Here is a 21,103-nt window from a genome sequence, read left to right as displayed (position 1 = left end):
CAACAAAAGTCTCAAAACGAAGGGAAAGAAGCGCAAGGACAACAGTCACAAAATCAGCAAGATTCTGAAAATAAAAAAGAAAAACAAAAAACGGAACAACATCAACCGCAACGAGATGACAAGCAAGTGAAGGATCAAGGTGAACCAATACAGGCTAAAGCGCATCCCGAAAAAATGCATCAGGATGATCCTGAGTTCCGTCGACTAGAAGCAGTAGAAAGTGCTCGCGACCCAAGCTTTTTGATCCGTGCGCAAATGCAACTTCAAGCGCAACAAAAACAACCTCCACAACAATCTCAAAAGGAGTGGTAAGCCTGTGATGAACAAAGGCGTAAAACTGGTCTTTATTTTTGTGGCCAGCCTAATATCCAGTTTCTCGGTGATGGCACAGACACTTCAAGCTAGTGTGAATAAAACACAAGTAGCCAAGAATGAAGTGATTAACCTCAGAATCATTTCAGATACTGAGCTCAGCTCAGACTCAATCGACTTCAGTGTTCTAGAGAAAGACTTCTTCTTGGGTCAACCTCGTTATGGCCGCTCTAGCAATAACATTAACGGAAGAAAATCAGTGCGTACCGAGTGGAGTATCTCAATTGCACCAATGAAAGAAGGTGTTCTGACTATTCCAAGTTTTTCCGCTGATGGTATGAGAACGGAGCCGATCAAACTGCGTGTCAACGCGAGCCAAACAGACCCCAATCTTGATGATCTATTTAGCTTCAATATTACGGTCGACAACAGTACGCTCTACCCTCAGCAATCTGCAACATTACGTATACAACTTCTAATTAAAGCGGACACTCGACGCCTAGATAACCCGCAAATAGTACCTCCGCAGATTAAAGGCATGAAGCTTGAGGCACTGGGTGGCTTACAACAAAGACAGAAGATCTTAAATGGGTTAGAAGTAGCGATCATAGAGCAGTCGTTTCGCTTAACGGCCAATCAACCAGGCACTTATACCTTGATAGGTCCTAAACTGACCGGTTCTTATATTTATGGCGACAGCTTGACGGGCTCAACCAAAATAATGCCTATCAACACCAAAGCGGAACGCATGCCAATCACGGTCAAACCGATTCCGAGCGAATTTAAAGGTGAATGGCTTCCTGCTTCAGCGTTAGAAATGACACAGAGCTGGCAAGACGATCAAGGTAATCTACTGTCGACTAACGCGATCAACACAGTAAAACAAGGCTCTTCACTCACTCGAACCATTCAAGTTAAGGCTCGCGGTACACAAGCCGAATATCTGCCACGAGTCAATATTAGTTACCCGAGTTCACTGCGCGTGTATCCCGAACAACCTAAGTTCGATAGCGCGAGAGATGGCACCGTTACCATGACGGTGAAGCAAGTCATTATTCCTACAGAGGCCGGGAAATATACCTTACCAGGATACGACTTGAACTGGTGGGACAGTCAAAATGATGAAGCGAAGAAAACAACGTTACCAGAGCTAACATTAGACGTAGAGAAAAATGACACTGGGCTAATCACGTTGCCGGAATCGCCTCTTTCAGCGCCTTTAGTGTCAGCCCCTAGTCCTGAATCAAGCGGCGATGTAAACAGTCTCTGGCGAACATTAACCTTTGTTTTCTTAGGGCTTTGGATAATGACATTGGGAATCGCTATTTGGGCATGGAAAAAGCGGTCAATAACAGCGAGTGGAACGGTTTCAAATGCTGAACAACCACTTTGCATCGACGCGCTAAAAAAAGTCATCGAAGAGGGCGATGCTGCGAAAATTGAACGCTCTGTAAATGAGTATTTAACCACTCATCAAGACAGGCTAAACCCTGGCGACGTACAAGCAATTAAGCAAGAGCTTAATGCCATGAATCAAGCGTATTTTAGTGCTAACCAACAACCTTGGAACCCTGATTCGCTGCTAGCGAAAATTCAAAACCTTGGCAAAGCAAACGTAACAAAAACCGACCACCAGCTCGAAAAGCTATAAATAACTAGATAACAATGGCAGCTCTCATGAGCTGCCCATTCTCTTATCCGGCCAAATTTGCTTTAGCGGTTTTATCTAGAGCACCAACCGCCGCCCCCTTCCCTATCAAGTTGCTCTTATGAACATCACTCACTCAACAAACACTTGGGGCTCGTATTCGTATCGCCTTACACAATTTCGCCCATGATTCTTCGCTTGATAGAGTGCCTTATCCGACAACTGATATAAATGGTCGAAATTAAAGTCTTTGCCTTTCGCTTTATAACAGGAGTAACCGACTGAAACGGTGAGTAACTCCCCTTCTGGGTTATGTCGATGCTTTATCCCCTCGCCCTCGATGCACTGACGAATGCACTCTGCTCTCAGTCGAACCTCCTCTTGCTCAGAACCAATCATGAGCAATGCAAACTCCTCACCTCCGATACGGCAAAAAACTTCATCTTCACCTTTGGTATGATGATCCAAGATATAGCCAATTCGCATCAATGCGATATCGCCTTCGAGATGACCATAGTGATTATTGAATAAGCCAAAATGGTCAATATCAATCAGGATCAGGCCAAACGACATGTCGTCTTCACACTCTAGGGCACAATATTTTTGCATCACATGTTCTAACATGCGGCGATTACCAAGACGCGTCAAAGGATCGAGCTTAGAAAGTACCTCAAGCTGTCGATTGGCTTCCTCCAACTCTTTTGTTCGGTTCTGAACCTCCAGCTCTAAGTTTTCGTTTAATTCGCGAATCGCCTCTTGAGCTTGAGTACGTTGCAATACTTCAGCTAAGCTGGACGCGAACATACGAATCACTTCACGTAACTGAGAAGTTAACGGCGCACGTGTCAGCAAATTATCAACAGCGATAAAGGCGATAGGACCACTGCTATTTGAAGTCAATACCGTCATCGCAGCCCAACCAAAGCCAACAATATTACAGTCATGATAAATAGGCACTGATTCTTCAAATGCGACTTCGTTTGGCATTGAGCGAGCCAGATTTATAAGAGAGAAATCTTGGGTTTCGCCAAAGAAGTAAGATTCATCCACCACATTACCTTGAATATCGGTACCCCACGTTCCTTGCATGTAAGAGCAATTTTCATCAGTTAAAAACACCGCCATTCGATCAATACCAAGATTTTTAATGGCGAAAGTGACGGCCGATTTGCATACTCCACTGACAGTAGTGCAACGTGATAACTCAACCATGCTTGAATGCAACATGCGTACGTTTTGTTCTTGGCGCTTACGAATGTAAATTTGAGAGAAGAGTGAACCAAACGAGTCCAACATCTGTTTTTGATATGCCGTTATCGGCTTACGATGAATAAAGTTATCTAGCGCGAACCACCCAAACGGTTCATTGCCATCGCGTAAAATCAACATCGCATTCCAGCCCTGCCCGATGACCTTGCCTGCTGTGTATATTGGCGCGTCTTCTACAATCACTAAGTTGCTCTCAAGGCTAGATAACGCGGTGATATACTCCTCGCTAAGTTGGTGTAAATCGTATTGTGTGTGAAATTCATCAATCGTAATTCCTGACTCATCCGTGCCGTATGTACCACTGAAGCTGCGCTTTTTCATATCGAGAAGCATCAGTGTAGAGCGATCAAACCCAAGTCGTTCACGTAACGCTTCGACGGCTTTGTAGTACAAGTCCTTTAAAGAATCAGGATTAGAGATTTCGAGTGCAACTTGCTGAACTAACTTCATATTTTCGATAAAGCGCTCGCGTTGGCTAATCTCATCAACATATTGCGCTTCACGAATATCTCTGTGCCTGATCTCTTTCGAGGCATTTTTTTCAGCACGAATACATTGCCAACGCGCCGCTGCGAGTTGCATTGCGTCGTAACTTTCTTCATAGATATTATGTGCCGTGCGAGCATGTACAGATTGAATCAGTAGGTAGGTACGTTTGATAGGCGTGTTGTCGAGCATCATGATGTAACTATCACCGCCTAAATCTCGGGTGTGATTCCAGTTACAAGTGTTGATCGCCAGAGGTATGATGCTTTCAGAGGTGTCAAACTGACTTGCCCACTCCCAGAATGTCTCAGGATAGTTTTGGGTTGGGTAAAGCTCTCCGCGAGAGAAGCTCATCGAATGACGAGGGTTAATTGAAGGATCTTCAAAAATAGCGAGGGCTTGAGGGGAGAACAGACTCTCTAAATGATCAAAGATTGCCTCCGCTAGCAACCGATGGTCCCTCGTTGAAGACACTTTTCTTGTAAAACTTCTTAAACTCACCCTACCAACCTAATCTACTTTTTTATCCTCGATAAAAAACTACTTAGGCCATGATATGCAATCAATACGTTCAAATTTGAGCTGTTAAGTCATTCGCAAAATTATCAGACTTAGTGTTACATTCGAGAGCTCTTCAGCACTTTTAAAGCCATGTTTCACATAAGTTACATGCTTTATAAACTGGGGAGGAAAGTTGTACTCATTTACAAGATTTTTGTGTTGGTAGATGTTTTAAGCCTACGACTTAAAAAGAAAAAGGCCCCTCATCAAGAGGGGCAAAGTTACCATCGCTTATAGTTATTTAGTTATGCTTGTAAATACGGTGGATTAACCGAAATCACCATTTACGTAGCCTTGAGTACGGTCGTCTTGAGGGTTGCTAAAGATCACTTGCGTATCGTTGTGCTCAACCAGTTCACCCATTAGGAAAAACGCAGTGCGGTCAGAGATACGACGCGCCTGTTGCATTGAGTGAGTCACGATAACGATGGTGTAGTTCTTCTTTAGCTCTTCCATCAGTTCTTCGATTTTGTGTGTCGCAATTGGGTCAAGTGCCGACGTTGGCTCATCCATCAGAATCACATCCGGCTCCATCGCGATTGTACGTGCAATACATAAACGTTGCTGCTGACCACCAGAAAGACCGAATGCGTGTGATTTAAGGCGATCTTTCACCTCATCCCAAAGTGCAGCACCGCGCAGCGAACGCTCTACCACTTCATCAATTGTCTTTTTGTCTTTGATACCTTGAGCACGTAAGCCGTAAGCCACGTTCTCGTAAATGCTCATCGGGAATGGGTTTGGCTTTTGGAATACCATGCCGACTTTGATGCGAAGGTCAGCAACATCAATGTTGCCGTAAATATCTTCGCCGTCCATCGCCAATTTACCTGTAATTTTCACGCCTTCGATTAGATCATTCATTCGGTTCAAACAGCGTAGAAGCGTTGATTTTCCGCAACCTGACGGGCCGATAAGTGCAGTTACTTGGCGAACTGGAATTGGTAAGTTGATCGATTTCAGTGCTTGGTTGTCACCGTAGAATAGGTCTAGGTTTTCAATATCAAATTTGTTCATTGTCTTAATCTCTTAATTCTTGAATTCGTGTCTTTTAACGTGCGTTCTTAATTAGTGTTGTTAGTAAGTTGCGGTGTTAAAACGTCTAGCAATCAGTTTCGTTACCATGTTGATCAAGAGAACAACTACGATAAGCACTGTTGCCGTACCGTAAGCCTGATTCCATTCTTCAACGGTAAACAGTTCGGTAGTCAGTTTGTATAGGTGAACGGTTAGCGTACGACCTGAATCCAATAAAGAATCCGGAATACGTGCAACCATACCTGCTGTCAGGAATACTGGAGCAGACTCACCAATGACACGACCAATACTTAGAATGACCGAGGTTAAGATACCTGGCATTGCGCTTGGAAGAATCAAACGCCAGATAGTGTAAATCTTAGAAGCACCGAGGCCATAAGAGCCTTCACGGTAAGTTTGTGGCACTGCCATCAGCGCTTCTTCCGTTGTACGGATGATCACTGGCAGGATTAGGATACTTAGCGTCAATGCACCCGATAGAATCGAGAAGCCAAGGCCAAGAATCGCCACGAAGAAAGTCATACCAAACAGGCCGAAAATGATCGACGGGATACCCGCCAATGACTCGGTACAGAATCGGATGATTTTCACCAAACGACTGCCCACTTTCGCGTATTCGGTCAAGTAGATTGCCGTCATGATACCGAGTGGCGCTGCCACTGCGATAGAAGCGATAACCATGTAAATGGTCGCCACAATCATTGGGAAGATACCGTGCTCTTCACCTGTGCGCGTATAGTTATCAGTAATGAAGTTCCAATCTACGTGTTGTAGACCGTTTGATAGGATGTACCAGATAATCCAGAACAAAAAACCTACCGTTAGTGCTGCCGAGATCCAGACAAATGCGTTAAAGACATTATCTTTGAACTGGCGTGCTTTTTTCAGTTTTGCGCGATCCATAAAAGTCACCTTTAACGAGCGATTACTTCGCTTTTTCTCGGTTTAGGTACAGTAGTACAGCGTTCAACGACATGATGAAGACCAGAAGTACTACACCTGTAGCGTAAAGTGCGTTCGCGTGAACACCACTTGCGTAAGACATTTCAATAGCGATGTTTGCAGTTAGTGTACGAGCCGAATCAAGGATGCCTTCTGGCATTGCCGGCGCGTTACCCATAACCATGATAATCGCCATGGTCTCACCCAACGCACGACCGATACCCAGTATCACACCTGTCATGATGCCTGAGCGAGCCGCTGGAACGAGCAACTTAAAGATGGTGTAGATTTTCGATGCGCCCAGTGCCAAAGAACCTTCTTTATAAGTACGAGGGACAGCGCGGATAGACGTTTCAGATACCGTAATTACCGTTGGTAGAATCATCACACCAAGAACAATGATACCGGCAAGGATAGTATTACCTGCAGGTACATCAAATACCTTCTGAATCAATGGAACGATAATAACCAGACCGAAGAAACCGTAGACCACTGAAGGAATACCGGCTAGCAGCTCAACCGCTGGACGGATGATGTCTGCTAATCGCTTTGGTGCGATTTCAGCGATAAAAATGGCGGTCAGAACACCAATTGGAACCCCAACAATGACAGCACCAGCCGTCGATACGATAGATGCCACAATCATGGTGGCGACACCGTAAAGCGCAGGTGGTAACCAGTTTTGTCCTAAGACAATGCCCGATACGCCTGCTTCTTGGAATGCCGGAATACTCTCTCGAACGATGAAGTATGCAATAACGGCCAATGAAACAATGCCGATTACGGCACTCGTTAGGAACAAGCCGTGGAAGATGCGCTCTTTCCAGTCTACACGACGCTTCTCGCGTAGGCCTGACTTGCTGATAGCTCTAGCGTCAGTATTCATAAGCTTTTCACTATTTGTTGCGATGGTCATTTAAAAATCTCACGGTTCTGGGCAATGCCGTTGAACACAATGGATAGAAAAGGCTCAGCCCGAAACGTTGGGCTGAGCAAACTTTAGAGTCCCGATGGGATTAGTTAACTGAGATGTAACCTTTTTGGTCAACTAGCGCTTGCGCTTCGTCAGTTAGCATCCAGTCTAGGAATTTTTGCGTTTCTGTTGATGGCTTGCCTTCTTTGTAAAGAACAAGGAATGGACGCGCTACTTTGTAAGAACCGTTTTTAACGTTAGCTACCGTTGCATCAACGCCGTCGATTGCTAGCGCATTAACAGTGTTGTCTACAGTACCAAGAGAAATGTAGCCGATTGCGTATGGGTTAGATGCAACCATTGTTTTCAGTGCGCCGTTACCGTTTGCAACTTGAGCACGTTGAGAGATAGCTGATACCTTCTTACCAGAAATCTTCATTTTTAGAGACATGATGTCTTCAAATGCGCCACGAGTACCAGAAGCTGTGTCACGAGTAATGGCTACGATTGGCTTGTCTGCACCACCGACTTCTTTCCAGTTTGATACTTCGCCTTTGTAGATTGCAGTCACTTGCTCGGCTGTTAGACCTGGCAGTTTGTTTTGTGGGTTAACAACCACTGCGATACCATCACGAGCAACCACTTCTTCGATTAGTGTTGATTCTTTTTCAGAGTCTTTTAGATTACGAGAAGACATACCAAGGTCTGCTGAACCATTTTTCGCTGCTTTTACACCAGCTGAAGAACCAGGACCTTGAACTTCGATAAATACGTTAGGGTTCTTCTTCATGTACGTTTCAGAGAAAACTTCCATCAGTGGAGTTACGCTGCTAGAACCCACTGCAGAGATAGTTTCTTTAGCAGAAACAGGAGTCACTGCCATTGCGCCTAGAAGTGCGATTGCACCGATTACTGTCTTTTTCATCACAATTTCCTTAAGTGGCTTTATTGCCGTTGTGTTTCACTTGAACGGTGCTCACTTTAGAATTTGAATATGACAGTTGTGTTTCACTTAGTTGAACCCTCTATGACACGTTGTCATTTCTAACTATTAATTCCGCGACTTATCCCTCTCTCAATTTGAACGTAACGTTTTTATAAGTTGCCTCATGTTCAAGATGATAACCCCATCGATTTTGGTACATTTCATAACAATTAGATATGAGTAACTCATTGATTTGGCAAATGTAACAATTAAAATCGAAATGCTTATTTATAAAAAAGATAATAATCAAACCGATAGAGGGTCAATCTCATGCGTCAATTTCTTAGTACGCTTTCTATTAAACTTCAGGTTTTTCTGCCTGTTCTATTCACAGTTATATTACTCATCATTGGACTGAGTGTCGGAATCGGTAAACTCGATCAAGCATTCAATAAGGTTTCGGCTTCCACCCATAAGCTAATCATTCACAAAGAGGAACTTAGCGGCATCGTAGACAACACTTACGCCATGCGCATCAAAGCCATTTATAGTCTATTTAGAGCCGAAGATGTTCAGTCTCTCAACCAAGAGCTTTCTGAGCGACAAAACAAAAACCGCGATTTTCTTAACTCCATCGACAATCTCCCTGGCGTTCAAAATGAAGTCAATGCTATGCGTAAAGCCATGAATCACTATGTTGATTTCACTCGCGTTACCATGACACCTCTGCTCACCACTAAACACTCTTCTGATTACACCACCTCTGATTTCAATCAAAAGTACGAATCTGCAATGGCTGAGTATCGATTAGCTGGCGAAGCGATGATCAACGCCATCGACAAACTATCTAAACAATTGAATCAAATCGTCACCGATGAAGTCGAAACGAATGGCGAACAACATTCAACCACGCTAACTTACAGCGCCGTCTCGCTTGCGGTGATCTTGAGTGCCGCTTCACTTATTAGTTGGGTACTCGCCAGCTACATCGTTGCGCCGATTCGTAACCTTCAAGTAACGATGCAGGAAGTCGCGAAGGGAAACCTACTAGTTAAGGCCGAAGCCATCGGGAAAAACGAAGTGTCTCAGTTGGCTCGGGATGTAAACCAGACCATAGAAAAACTGCGTGAAACTGTAAGCGCATTGGTTCGCATTAGTGAAGATGTGGCATCAGCATCAACCGAGTTAGCAACTGTTATGACTCAAAGCAGCGTCAACTCGGATCAAGAAAAGCAAGAAGTTGAGCAAGTAGCCTCGGCGATCAATCAGCTAGAGTCGACCGCAGCTGAAGTATCGACCAATGCACAAGAAGCCGATAGTGCATCAAATCAAGCACGTACGTTAACCTCACAAAGTATAAGCATGTTTGGGGAAAGTACTCGCGCAAGTGAAAAGATGGCGGAACAACTTAACGAAGCCGCTGCCGTCGTGACTTCGCTAAAAGATCAATCAGAACACATTGGTCGCGTGATCGAAGTGATTGAAGGTATTTCTGAGCAAACGAATCTACTTGCACTGAATGCAGCGATTGAAGCTGCACGAGCGGGCGAAAGTGGCAGAGGCTTTGCGGTAGTGGCCGATGAAGTACGTATGCTGGCAGCGCGAACTCAGGAGTCCACCAAAGAGATCCAAACCATTATAGAAGAGCTACAGCAACAATCTGGTCACGCAAATGAAAGTATGCATTCCAGCTTAGCCATGTTGTCAGACAACCAAGCTCTGATACAAGAAGTTAGCCAATCACTTGCTAATATCAGTAATGCTATCGCCGATCTGAACTCAATCAACACTCAAGTTGCGACCGCATCAGAAGAGCAGAAACAGGTCACGGCTGATATCAACAACAACTTAACGAACATCTATGAACTAGTGAGCCAGAACGTCACTGGGATCACTCAATCAGCCGCGGCAGCGCAAGAACTGTCTGGCTTAGCGGAAAACCAAAAACATCAGCTTAAGCAGTTCCAAGTTTAAATACTCTGCTCAACACGATAAGTTCCAAAGGTTAGAAAAGAAAAAGCTCCGCACTGGCGGAGCTTATTAACATCTGGATTCGTGAAAATCCAACGGGGTGATTACTCCTCGTCAGTAACCAGCAGAACAGAGGAAATGTTCGTTGACTCTAGTGGGTTCCAGTTGTAAACCTCACCATTAAATGAATCAAACACCATAACGTTTGAGCCATCACCGTTTGGTGTGTTACTCCAGATGTAACCAGCATAGTCACCCACCTCTAGCGTGTAGCCACTTGCGAATGCAGTGCCGTTCATCGCAGGGCTATGGCAAGCACGTTCTGTCAACGCGACTAACTCCTTAATGTTTGGTATGCGCCAATTCTTTTTGCCAGCGAAATCATATAAAGCATGATTACCTGATTCATTGCGGATTTGCTCAGCGGTTGATAGCGCTAACTGCCATGACATCTTAGTCGCAGCGCCATCACAAGCGTCGTTTGCCGTATTCCACGTTGAACCAACAGGGCAACGCATCCATGTTAGACCTGTTTTCAGGTCAGTTACGGTACCGCTCTCAGAATATGTATAACGCGTGTTAGGTGCCGTTTTAGCAAAGTCAGTAGAACACTCTTGTGCAGCCATTACAGTTTGAGAAGCCAAAGCAAGAGATAGTACAGTTATTAATTTCTTCATCTTATTGGCCCTTTACTGCTACTAGACGGATTGGGAATTGGAATGACGTGCCTGTGTCACGCTCTACTTTGTCAGAATAAATTTCAACAAAGCTTACGTGGCCACGGTCAGCGCCCTTCGCTGCAATCACTGCAAATTGAAGTGCACCTTCGTAGTTAGCAGGAGAGTAATTATTAAATGTGAAATCACTTAGCCAAATAGCACCTGAATTAGCATCTGGGCTGCCTTTACCCTGTTGAGGGAAGTAAGCTGTCGTCATACCATAGACATTGCCGTCGGCGTCTTTCTCTGTCTCACCTAAGTCGAGAACATCGTAGAACTCTTGGTATGTTGGTAGGCGCCAGTCACTAATGCCACATAGTGATTGCTTGTTTATATGTTCAACATATTGGCTTGTTGAACAGATGCCATCAGCAGCATCCACACAACCAACGACTTCAAGATCTTCGTAATACGGCTTAAATGTTTCAGACTCAAACGCAAATAGGCGATCTTTAAATTGAACCGAGCTCGCATCCGCACTCTTGTTTTCCCAAACAAGACCAGTACGTTCGTCCATAGTACAAGCCCACTCAGTCGCATCTGCAGCTAAAGCTGCACCTTGTGAATCTAGCTTAACGAACTTAAAGCCAGCGCCTGTCGACGTTTGCTTGTCCTCTTTGTCGAAGCCGTATTCTGCATCTTGACCAGGGTAAGACGCTTGAACCTCAGCAACGTCTGCTGCTCCTTCAGCAAAATAAAGAACGGCGCCCGTATCGTTACTACCAACCGTTTGTTCAGCAACCGCTACAATTTCTTCAGCAAATGCACTTACTTCCGCTTCAGACAGAAGATCAGAGGCCAACGATTTACCTTGGAAGCTAAGACTTTGAGCAAGCAGCGCTACGCCTTTGATCATTTGCTTTGGTTGCATCGCAGCTAATAGCACAACCGTGTTTTGCTCTAGCTTGTCTAGCTCGCTAGCTTCTGCGTTAGACATCACCGTACCAGAAAGAGAAACGCCGGCATCGGCGAGTTGCGCTTTCACAATCTCTTCAGCTTGAGCAACGGTTTTACCGTCAATTACAAGACCCGCGAGCAACGTTGTTACACCATTGACCGTGTTACCCGTTGCTAAATTTTGACCCGGAGCCGCAAGACGCAACGTTTGGTTTGAACCTTGATCAACTTGAGCAAGAATGGTGCTGGTTAGTACGTTTTTGTCGCTTGAAGTCAGGCTAAATTTACCGGCATTATCCGTTTTAGCACTCGGTTCAGTGGAATCACAAACGTAGTTTTGGTTTAAATCGATACATACTGGCGTATCAAGAAGTGTACCTGCAGAAACGATGGTGCCAGCTACATCATAGGTCGGTGCCGACGTGTCACCACCAGAACCTCCGCCACAGCCAGCAAGGGCTAGTGACATAGCAACGAAAGAATATTGAAACTTCATAGATTTTATCTTCTTTTGATTTTAATTAACGAGAGCGAATCACTCTCACCATTGAAAGCAGGAAAAGTCCTAACAAGGTCCAAGGCGAACCACTGCCACCTGAACCACCGCCACTGCTTTCTTTAGTGGTATCAGCACTACACTGATACTGAGCAAAGTGACTCACACCCCACTCTTTCAACCCCCCAGAGTTCCCTGATACGCGGTCAGACACTTCGAGACGCCAAGTACCCCAACTCGGTTGACCGACAAGTGCTTGTAACTCCTCGTCATACTGAGCGGTGAAGTAACCTTTAAATCCTTTGGTATTGCTTGATTGATGGCTAAGTAGCACGACCGATTTGCCTTGTGGAGACACAAGCGTCACTTGCAGATCCTGCAGTGAGTCATGTTCGATGTTCAGGTAAACCGCAAACGAATCATCAATCGTGCGTGACTTGTCCGATAGCGTCTGAGAGAACAGCCTGTCGCCCTGTTCCGGCAAAGCGGAGTTCACTGGTTGAGGCTGGATATCGAGCTCTGGCGTACCATTAACCAGCATCACCTTTTCACTCCACTGGTGAGTCTTTAGGCCTTCAGAAAATTGATAATCCAATGAAATAGAGGAATCGAATTGCGTGCCACATTTTAGACCGCTTGGTAACGCCACCTTCATTGAGGTCGAGTCAGAAAGCGTTTCATCAAAGTCGAAAACAGATGCGTTGTTTAGCTGCCATTGCCCTTTGATGCTCGCTTCACGGCCAGTTTGGCTCAGGCTCAAACCAACGTCTTGACCTTGTGCGATGTATCGAGCGTCATAGCGAACGCGAAGAGGCGCTTTAAGTAAGTTGTGTCTGTTGAAGCTGTCCGTCAGGAATTGGGCGTAATCTTTATTTGGGAACAAGGTGTTTGCGGCGAACACGGTCGATTCCGCAAGATCATGCATTTTCACGCCACGACCAATGCCGTACATGCCTTCAAGTACAATGGCATCAAACTCGCGGAACACGTTATCGGTATCATCACCGTATCGTTCAACCGATGCTTTAAGCGCTTGAAACAGTGGCGTTGACCATAGCTCGTCACCTAGTTCACCGCCCACACTAACGTGCGCCGGATATTCTGAGCCCTCGAAGTAACGCGCTCTTTGGTTCCATAAGCTACGAGTTGTTTTGCGTGTTCCGAACACACCGTCCCAGTTGAACACCGTGTCTAACTCGAATTCTTGACCACGACGCGAAGCATCCAAATATTGAATGCGGTAGCTCGCGCTGCCCGCCCAGTAATCAGCAAAACCTTCTGCGATAGCACCAGTGTGACCGTACGCCCAATCCGGTACGATTTGGTAATGAATGCCATGTCCAAGCTCATGTATCACGACATCAGCATCGACTGCATCCGGAGAAACACCACCGACACCCAGCATGAGAGCTTTCGGGCCGTAATAGTAAGTAGAGTTATCTTTTGATAAACCGCGAGCATCAAAACGAAGCGGTTCGTCAAACAAGTCGTAAGTCAGGCTTGTCAGATATTGGATCGAGCTATCAAGATGATAAAAAGCCATCAACTGTGGGAACGCATTGTCACCAAACTCGGTGCTTTGCATCTCATCAACACTGTCAAATGCTTGAACCCCTTCTGCGCTGAGGAAGTCCAACGTATCGAGTACAGGCGCTTCACCAGGTGCTGGGGCTGCAAATAAACCCGTCGCATCCACTTGCTTTAATCTTGGGTTAGAGAGGTAGAACTTACCGCCGGACTTTAAAACCTCAATCGACTTGGTGACGTACTCGATCGGCTGAGGGTAATCGGACAGTGCTGACCACGTCGATTCTGGTGCCGCTTGCTGTTGCATGGTGCGAAGATCTGGGTTGAATAAAGAAACCTCAACATTAACCAGACTTCCAGAGCTCAAAGCAGGTGGCTCTTGTGCTTGCAGTTGGCGAGGTGATTCCAATTCCATTGCAACCGTTGGTTTACCGTTGCGAATGATCGTATCTTCAAGGCTCTTAAACACTCGCACAACGTGATGATTTTTATCGGTTGTTACTACGAGGGTGCGCTGTGCTTGATATTCACCGTTTACCCAAACATCAAAATTGTAATGCTCACCAAGCTGAGACTGGGTTTTGTAACGGAACTTAAACTCGCCAGCTTCTGAGTAGTGGCTGTCTAGATAAGTTTTCGCTTGCGCTTCATTCGTTACCGCAGAGTCCGTTGCGGGATAATCCCACTCTGCAGCCTGCGCCGCAGGGGTACAAGCAATAAGCAGCGAAAACGCCAATGGTTTTAGCTTCATGATTTCGTCCTAGAATTCGTATTTTGCATTTAGCGTGAAGTAGCGCCCAGGCTCAGTTGAGTAACGCTTACTTTCCTCAGCGATACCCGCTACGTCTTGGTATCGGATGTACTCTTTGTCGAACAGGTTGACGATATTTGCGCTAACACGAAGGTCTTTGGAAACGTAGTAAGTTGCGCCAAGATCAAACGTATTCCACGCGCTTGTCTGCGCACACTCTGTCGCTAGACCAAGTGTGGTCTGGCATTTAGGAACGCGATCCATTGCCGCGGCCCAGTTCCAAGCCACGTAAGCATTGAAGTCTTGGTCGGCGTATTTCAGTTGAGCGTTACCTTCGAATGGCGTAATGCTTCGAACGTATTCACCTTCCGCGTCTTTGCCATCTACGTAGCCAAACTTAGTGCTGATGTCCCATTGTTTGGTGAGCGCGTAACCCGCAGAAAGCTCTGCGCCATACGTCTCGACACCATCGAGGTTTTGGTATTGTTTAATGTAATTACCATTGCTTGAGTCAAAGCCCGTGGTCACAACGTCGATGAAGTTTTCAAACTTGTTGTAGAACAAAGACGCATAGACATACGCACGACCGTTATCGAACTTGTTACCGATTTCAAATGAGTCGGAAGTTTCAGCTTCTAGATCCATGTTTGGTGCAATGACAAACGGCGTGAGCGGCACAAAGTCGTGGCTTACGAAGCCATACGCTTTATCGTATTCCGGAGCACGGTAACCATGGTTATAAGATACATAAGCAATGTTGTTGGCAAATACTTCACGAGAAACCGACAGACTTGGAGATACCTCTGAGCTATCCATGTCTTTTAATGGGAAGCCGCCCACTTCACCCGCACCGTCTGGCGTGAGACGGTGCGCATCAAAGCGTAGGCCACCTGTGATGGTCCATTTATCCAGTTCCACCATGTCTCGGACATATAAGCCAATGTTATAAGCACGAGCAGGAGCGAAAGGTTGTTTGGTCGAAGGTGTTACTCCGTTCCAATCAATCTTGGAGTCGCTATCTGTGCGTTCGTAATAGTCTGTAGAAAGCTCAACACCGTAAGCCAATTGGTGCTCAGCATTTGCTGCATAAATCGTATTGGTGAAATCGCCACGGAAGCCAATTGTTTCGTCAATGAAGGTTTTGTGTTCTAGCTCGCGACGCTTGGTGATCAAACTATTGTGATCCACTTGGCGCATTAAACGGTTGGTGTCTTCCACCACTTCGGTGTGACGCCAGTAAACTTTGGTATCCAACTCTTCGAACCAAGTTGGATTAATCGGAGTCACCTCTGCACCAATATAAGCGCTGTACTCTTCCGTGGTTTCATCCTCAGCAAAGTCTTCAATATGCCAAATTCCATCAGGTTGAATGGACGGTGAACCCTCCAAACGCTCTTGGTTCTGGGTGTAGAGTTCCGCTTTGGCTTTCAACATCACCTCTTCATTGAAAAAGTGGTTGATCGTATAAGCACCGCTGTAACCATCGAGGTCGCGGTTATACAACTCTTCATCAAAGTTACGTGTCTCTTGTCCTTGCCAGAATGAAACGTTAAACAAACTCTCTGTATCACCGGAACGGAAAGCTAGATTACTCGTGCCTTTGTACTTGTTGCTGATATCGGTGTAAGTACCGGAAACATCGGTGTAGAAGTCTTTGTCTTTTAAGAAATCACCCGGCTGACTGGATTCTAAAATCACCACACCGCCGATCGCGCCAGAGCCATGCACCGAAGAACTTGCCCCTTTAATGATTTGCAGCGATTCAAAATTGGATAAATCAAAAGTATCTCGCCCAACTGCATCATTAATGTCATTCGCACCGAAGCCATCCGCAGAACGAATGCCATCACGAACGATCATAATGCGGTTACCCGTCATACCACGGATGGTAATGTTTTGCGGACGTCCAGCACCGCCCGTCACGCTTACACCAGGCTCGTTACGCAGCACGTCATATAGCTCGGTCTCGCCTCTTTCTTCGATTTGCTCGTTTGTGATAACCGCGACACTACCTGCCACTTTTGACAATGGCTGATCGATTTTATTGGCGGTTACCACCACCTCTTCCATTGAGAAAACCTTAGATTCGGCGTGCACTTGACTGGCAGCAAGTACCGAAAGTACTGCCGCTGACACTGGGGTAAGCTTCATTTACTGCTCCGCTTTAGATGTTTTAATGAGTGATAGTAGAAATGCGTATTCTTTTGCTTGTTGTTCTTGCGCTTGTCGTGGGTCCATTTGGTGGCCCGAATTAAAATCAGTTTGCAACAAGTACGGCCCGTTGCGCTCACTTAACGCTGAAACTTTAGCGAGATACTTTGCGCCTTCCCAATATGGCACGCGCTGATCGATTAAACCGACTTGAACCAACATGGGTGGGTAAGCGTCTTTATGGATATTGAGAATCGGATCGTACGCCTTCATTAACGCCAATTGTTCAGGTTTGGTTGGGTTACCCCATTCGCCATACTGCTGTGTGGTAAGCGGAAGTGAGGTATCCGACATACTTGCAACCACATCAACAAAAGGCACTTTAAGTACGGCACCTGAAAACAATTTAGGATCTTGATTAACCGCTCCGGCCACCAACGTGCCACCAGCACTAGAACCGATGGCGAAAACCTCTCTATTGCCACGTTCGAATGTTTGCAGCGCCTTCGCGGCCGCGACAAAATCACCAATAGAATTGGCTTTTCGCACACCACGGCCTTGCTCGTGCCATTCATCGCCAAAGTACCCACCGCCACGGACATGGGCGATAGCGTAAATCACACCTTGGTCGAGTAAACTGATAACCTGAGGCATAAAGTACGGTTTCATCGTAAAACCATACGCGCCGTAACCGTAAATCATCACAGGAGATTGTGGGTGCAATTTGTCTTTGCGATACGCCAAAGAGACCGGGACAGAAACGCCGTCGTGCTTAATAAAAATACGTTGGGATACATAACGCTGACTATCAAAGTCTTGGTAAGCATCTTGAGAGTACAAGGATTTATTCAGCGTTTTTACATCGAACTCTTCCCACTGAGGAGGCGTAGTCATCGACATGCTTCGGATACGAATCTTGTTTGATTCAAAATCGCCCAACGTGCTTAGCCAAGCGACATTACCATCGTGTTCCAATGGCAGTATCACTTTTTCCTGACCTTGGTAAGAATACACCGTCAAAGTCGACACATTGTTTGGCTTGCTAAGTGCCACAACTCCTGCATCATAAAGGTAGAACTGTTCAAGCGGCTCACGAGGATTGGTGAAGCGTTGCCATGTTGCGCCAAGCGGTGCGAGTTCGACTTGGTAAAGGGCGAACTTTCCTTCAAGGTTGCTTTTCAGATAAATGTAACCTTTCGCCACATCCGCGTAATATTCCACACCCACTTCAGGCTTTCGCAATGAATCTGAGACAGTGCCCGTTTCTAGGTCGACAAGCTTCTGCTCTGTTGTTGACTCGTTGTTGCTTTGCAGCACAGCATAACGGCTATCTGCCGCACGATAGAAAGAAAGTAACCAATCTGACTTGGGTTCATTCCATAGGACTGTTTTTGCCAAAGATTCAGTGGAGATACGTAAGATCTGATGAGGTCGCTGGGTACGCTTTTCTTTTGCAACAAGGAATGCCACTTTCCCGTTAGGTGACAACAATACGCCACTATCGACGTGCGTCACCAGTTCCGTAGATTGACCGGAGAGTAAATCAACAACCACGGCGCGATATTGTTCGCTGCCGTCGATATCTTCCGTGAAAAGTAATGTGTCACCATTCACTTGCCATTGACCAAGTTGGTAGTACTGATGCGCAGATTGTCGTTTATCGAAATCGAACACCACGTTTTCTGGTGCATGTTGACTCGCACGGGATAATAGTAAGTAACGACCATCGCGACGCGTTAGCGTCCACTCTCTTCCACTCATGATCGACCATGGCTTATCACCTTTGTCTGCCACCATGGTATCCCACTGCGTGAGTAAGTTTTTTGTCAACGTCTGATAACTTTTTTGGTGCTGTTCAGTTTTGTGGTTTTGTTCTGTTAGGTAGGTAAGAACTCGCTCATCTTTACGAGCATCATCTCGAAGCCAGTTGAAATCATCAGCAGCAAAGCCAGAACTAGAGGTAATTATGAGCCCTAAAAAAACATGAGTAAATTTCATATAGAGAGCGAATTCATTTATAGGATTAATACAATGGCGCGTATTCTGCCCTTAAATAAAAATGAGATCAATTATCATTTTCATAATCATGTGAGATTTTTATCTAGTGTGTGAGGAAAAACGTTTGCTTTGACCGAGGTAATAAAACTTAATAACTTCCTAAATTAGCGTTCTATGCTGTTTATATACAACCAGACAAATATAAAAGCTGACAAACGAGTGAGTATGGAAAGGCGCTATTTCACCTAGCGACAGACATAAAAAATCCGAGTGCGAACACTCGGATTTTTAAGAACTAAAATCAATGGGAAACTACAGCAGCTTTTACTCTTCAGAGCTCGGTGCCGCTGGTTTTTTCTTAGGGATGAAGACATCATCACCCACAGATACGTTTTTGTAGAAGCTCTTGTCACGCTTAGCTGGTTTTTTCGCCGACTTTTTCGCTTGAGGGCGAGCTTTCTTTGCGGTCGCTTTCTTATTGCGAAAATCTGGTTTAGGTGGCTTAAGGCCTTTAAACTTACCTTTCAAATCTTCGAACACTGAAAACTCAAGATCTTGTTGTAGGTATGCTTCTACACGTTTAAAGCTATCCCAGTCTTTTGGACCAACAAGAGAGATTGCATCCCCTTTGTTTCCAGCACGACCAGTACGACCAACTCGGTGTACGTATTCTTCGGTATGCTTTGGCATATCGAAGTTGATGACGTGTGTCACAGTTGCAATATCCAAACCGCGGGAAGCAACATCAGTCGTTACAAGGATCTTAAACACTGCGCGCTCAAACTGACTCATAATGGTGTTACGTTGAGTCTGGTTCAAGTTACCACTTAGTGCTACAGCCTTCAGTTTCTTTTCGTTCAGCTTTTCTGTTAGTCGCTCAGTATCATCACGCGTTGCCGTAAAGATAATAACTTGACGGTATTCAGCCTCAGAAAGAACACGATCTAAAATTGCCTCTTTATGATCTAGGTGATCACACAAGTAAAATTTTTGCGTGATATCTTTATGCTCTTCGTTAGAAACGCCGATAGCAATTCGCTTTGGCGCATTGAGCATTTCAGCCGCGATTTCATTGACGTCTGCATGATCTAATGTCGCAGAGAACATCAACGTTTGACGACGACGATGCTTGGCTGCTTTATGAATGCGACGAAGCTCTGGTGCAAAACCCAAATCCAACATGCGGTCTGCTTCGTCAAGAATCAGCGTTTCCAAACCATCCAGATAAAGCGAACGATGATCTAAGTGATCAGCCAAACGTCCTGGTGTCGCCACGATAAATTTCGGGTAACGACGCAGAGCTTTTACTTGATCGTTAAAGTTCTCACCACCCAAAATCAGTGCTGCTTCATAAGATAGGCCAGCTAGCATAGAACGAAGCTCACCATATACTTGTTTCGCTAGCTCACGAGTAGGAGCAAGGATTACCGCGCGCGGGTCTTTCGCAGAAAACGATTTTGTCTTTAAAGACTTATGAAGCATTGGCAATACAAACGCCAAAGTCTTGCCCGAACCTGTTTTCGAAGATGCCAATAGATCCTTGCCTGCAATCGCAACAGGAATCGCCTGCTGCTGAATGTCAGTCGCTTTTTTAAAATCGTAGTGTTTTAGGTTCTTCAACAATCGGTTGTCTAGGCCTAGATCTTTAAATTGCAAAGTATTCTCCAATAAATCAGTCAGCGTCTGAGCGCTCTGTAGTGTCGTTTCCGCTCTAACGCAGCAAAAAAATAAAGCTCGGTATAATACCGCAAATCATAGGAGTATAGATAGAGATCACACAAACTAATTCCCTGTGGTAACGGTAAAACATCATTTGTGGCTCAGTTCAGAGTAAAGACTAGCCTTTTTGATGAGCAGCTGGACAGGAAGTTTAGAGAAAAGCCGTTCAAATATGCCTTCTATCCATCAACAAAACGACTTAAATAGCAGTTATTTGGGCCAATAAACTTTCATTTGTGTCAATATCGTCTAAATTATTGATATCAGGAACGTGGCAAATACACCTGCTATGAAAACTGTTGTGAGAACGAAATAAAGGATAGGTAGTTAAACTTTGTTAAGTTCAGGTAAAAGTTGACGTCAGGTACTCCATGAAATTCTTGGGTTTTTTTGACTTTTGCTACATCATGTACTGATAAAATGTAACCACATTTAACCTCGCTACTGTATAAAATAATAGTTAGTAGCGAGACTTTCACTATAAGCAAGGAGTTCTTATATGAACAAAACGTTGATCGCAGCTGCAGCAACTTCAGTACTTCTACTAGCCGGTTGTGCTTCTTCTGATGACGCAGCTACAGCAAATGCAGCAAAATTAGACGAACTAAGCAACCAAGTTAGCCAACTAAGCCAAGACGTACAAGCTCTTCAATCTGACGTTCAAAAATCAGGCGCAGCAGCAATGGCTGCTCAAGAAGAAGCTGAGCGTGCTAACGAGCGTATCGATAACATCGCTCAGTCTTACACTAAGTAAGATTTAATACCGCGTCTTAACGCCCG

The 21,103-nt window shown here is 45.2% G+C and carries 14 protein-coding genes and 1 pseudogene; 4 read left to right on the top strand and 11 right to left on the bottom strand.

Going from position 1 to position 21,103, the window contains the following annotated elements; genetic code table 11:
• Together R7Q11_RS04500 and R7Q11_RS04495 are read left to right on the top strand one after the other, a co-directional pair.
• Nucleotides 1-312 (top strand): annotated as a pseudogene (locus R7Q11_RS04500) (hypothetical protein); the annotation flags it as partial.
• Nucleotides 313-316: 4 nt separating this feature from the next.
• The gene (locus R7Q11_RS04495; protein WP_225466223.1) at nucleotides 317-1,963 is read left to right on the top strand and encodes a BatD family protein; all 1,647 of its coding nucleotides are present in this window, start codon (nucleotides 317-319) and stop codon (nucleotides 1,961-1,963) included.
• A gap of 129 nt (nucleotides 1,964-2,092) precedes the next feature.
• On the opposite strand, the gene R7Q11_RS04490 is transcribed toward R7Q11_RS04495, so the two are convergent.
• From R7Q11_RS04490 to R7Q11_RS04470, 5 genes are all read right to left on the bottom strand, one after another.
• Nucleotides 2,093-4,216: a GGDEF domain-containing protein gene (locus R7Q11_RS04490; RefSeq protein WP_025768552.1), complete on the bottom strand. Its 2,124-nt coding sequence runs from the start codon at nucleotides 4,214-4,216 to the stop codon at nucleotides 2,093-2,095.
• Nucleotides 4,217-4,543: 327 nt separating this feature from the next.
• Nucleotides 4,544-5,293: a phosphate ABC transporter ATP-binding protein PstB gene (pstB, locus tag R7Q11_RS04485; RefSeq protein WP_005375156.1), complete on the bottom strand. Its 750-nt coding sequence runs from the start codon at nucleotides 5,291-5,293 to the stop codon at nucleotides 4,544-4,546.
• A 60-nt stretch (nucleotides 5,294-5,353) separates the two neighbouring features.
• On the bottom strand, nucleotides 5,354-6,217 hold the full coding sequence (gene pstA / locus R7Q11_RS04480) for a phosphate ABC transporter permease PstA (RefSeq protein WP_005383923.1): 864 nt from the start codon (nucleotides 6,215-6,217) through the stop codon (nucleotides 5,354-5,356).
• A 22-nt stretch (nucleotides 6,218-6,239) separates the two neighbouring features.
• Nucleotides 6,240-7,172, bottom strand: coding sequence for a phosphate ABC transporter permease subunit PstC (pstC, locus tag R7Q11_RS04475; RefSeq protein WP_005375154.1), 933 nt, complete (start codon nucleotides 7,170-7,172; stop codon nucleotides 6,240-6,242).
• Nucleotides 7,173-7,272: 100 nt separating this feature from the next.
• Complete coding sequence (locus R7Q11_RS04470) at nucleotides 7,273-8,094, bottom strand: phosphate ABC transporter substrate-binding protein (protein ID WP_005375153.1); 822 nt, start codon at nucleotides 8,092-8,094, stop codon at nucleotides 7,273-7,275.
• A 330-nt stretch (nucleotides 8,095-8,424) separates the two neighbouring features.
• Here R7Q11_RS04470 and R7Q11_RS04465 point away from each other — a divergent pair, with 330 nt between their 5' ends.
• Complete coding sequence (locus tag R7Q11_RS04465; RefSeq protein WP_042521623.1) at nucleotides 8,425-10,068, top strand: methyl-accepting chemotaxis protein; 1,644 nt, start codon at nucleotides 8,425-8,427, stop codon at nucleotides 10,066-10,068.
• Between the two features lie 101 nt (nucleotides 10,069-10,169).
• Here R7Q11_RS04465 and R7Q11_RS04460 read toward each other — a convergent pair whose 3' ends face one another.
• The 6 genes from R7Q11_RS04460 to R7Q11_RS04435 all read right to left on the bottom strand — a co-directional run bounded on the left by R7Q11_RS04460 (nucleotide 10,170) and on the right by R7Q11_RS04435 (nucleotide 20,272).
• The gene (locus tag R7Q11_RS04460; protein ID WP_042521625.1) at nucleotides 10,170-10,742 is read right to left on the bottom strand and encodes a DUF1566 domain-containing protein; all 573 of its coding nucleotides are present in this window, start codon (nucleotides 10,740-10,742) and stop codon (nucleotides 10,170-10,172) included.
• A gap of 1 nt (nucleotide 10,743) precedes the next feature.
• Nucleotides 10,744-12,177 carry a DUF1566 domain-containing protein gene (locus R7Q11_RS04455; RefSeq protein ID WP_176311317.1) on the bottom strand — a complete coding sequence of 478 codons (1,434 nt, stop codon included), beginning with the start codon at nucleotides 12,175-12,177 and terminating at the stop codon, nucleotides 10,744-10,746.
• Nucleotides 12,178-12,202: 25 nt separating this feature from the next.
• Entirely contained in the window at nucleotides 12,203-14,455 is a 2,253-nt protein-coding gene (locus R7Q11_RS04450; protein WP_225466222.1) for a proprotein convertase P-domain-containing protein, read from the bottom strand.
• A gap of 9 nt (nucleotides 14,456-14,464) precedes the next feature.
• Nucleotides 14,465-16,606 (bottom strand): TonB-dependent hemoglobin/transferrin/lactoferrin family receptor, encoded by a 2,142-nt coding sequence (locus tag R7Q11_RS04445; RefSeq protein WP_176311319.1) that lies wholly within the window; start codon nucleotides 16,604-16,606, stop codon nucleotides 14,465-14,467.
• Nucleotides 16,607-18,604, bottom strand: coding sequence for a prolyl oligopeptidase family serine peptidase (locus R7Q11_RS04440; protein WP_225466221.1), 1,998 nt, complete (start codon nucleotides 18,602-18,604; stop codon nucleotides 16,607-16,609).
• A gap of 324 nt (nucleotides 18,605-18,928) precedes the next feature.
• Nucleotides 18,929-20,272, bottom strand: coding sequence for a DEAD/DEAH box helicase (locus R7Q11_RS04435; RefSeq protein ID WP_005383932.1), 1,344 nt, complete (start codon nucleotides 20,270-20,272; stop codon nucleotides 18,929-18,931).
• Nucleotides 20,273-20,822: 550 nt separating this feature from the next.
• Between R7Q11_RS04435 and R7Q11_RS04430 the strand changes: the two genes are divergently transcribed.
• Nucleotides 20,823-21,077, top strand: coding sequence for an Lpp/OprI family alanine-zipper lipoprotein (locus R7Q11_RS04430; protein WP_005375145.1), 255 nt, complete (start codon nucleotides 20,823-20,825; stop codon nucleotides 21,075-21,077).
• The last annotated feature ends 26 nt before the right edge of the window (nucleotides 21,078-21,103 follow it).

The sequence above is a fragment of the Vibrio sp. 970 genome, from assembly GCF_033339075.1.
The sequence above is the reverse complement of the archived record's forward strand: the minus strand, read 5'-3'. Positions and strand labels throughout refer to the sequence as shown.

What these genes read in the sequence shown, in the direction of transcription:
- pstB (WP_005375156.1), bottom strand. Translation starts at nt 5,293, where the DNA reads ATGAACAAATTTGATATTGAAAACCTAGACCTATTCTACGGTGACAAC.
- pstA (WP_005383923.1), bottom strand. Translation starts at nt 6,217, where the DNA reads ATGGATCGCGCAAAACTGAAAAAAGCACGCCAGTTCAAAGATAATGTC.
- pstC (WP_005375154.1), bottom strand. Translation starts at nt 7,172, where the DNA reads ATGACCATCGCAACAAATAGTGAAAAGCTTATGAATACTGACGCTAGA.
- R7Q11_RS04470 (WP_005375153.1), bottom strand. Translation starts at nt 8,094, where the DNA reads ATGAAAAAGACAGTAATCGGTGCAATCGCACTTCTAGGCGCAATGGCA.
- R7Q11_RS04465 (WP_042521623.1), top strand. Translation starts at nt 8,425, where the DNA reads ATGCGTCAATTTCTTAGTACGCTTTCTATTAAACTTCAGGTTTTTCTG.
- R7Q11_RS04460 (WP_042521625.1), bottom strand. Translation starts at nt 10,742, where the DNA reads ATGAAGAAATTAATAACTGTACTATCTCTTGCTTTGGCTTCTCAAACT.
- R7Q11_RS04455 (WP_176311317.1), bottom strand. Translation starts at nt 12,177, where the DNA reads ATGAAGTTTCAATATTCTTTCGTTGCTATGTCACTAGCCCTTGCTGGC.
- R7Q11_RS04450 (WP_225466222.1), bottom strand. Translation starts at nt 14,455, where the DNA reads ATGAAGCTAAAACCATTGGCGTTTTCGCTGCTTATTGCTTGTACCCCT.
- R7Q11_RS04445 (WP_176311319.1), bottom strand. Translation starts at nt 16,606, where the DNA reads ATGAAGCTTACCCCAGTGTCAGCGGCAGTACTTTCGGTACTTGCTGCC.
- R7Q11_RS04440 (WP_225466221.1), bottom strand. Translation starts at nt 18,604, where the DNA reads ATGAAATTTACTCATGTTTTTTTAGGGCTCATAATTACCTCTAGTTCT.
- R7Q11_RS04430 (WP_005375145.1), top strand. Translation starts at nt 20,823, where the DNA reads ATGAACAAAACGTTGATCGCAGCTGCAGCAACTTCAGTACTTCTACTA.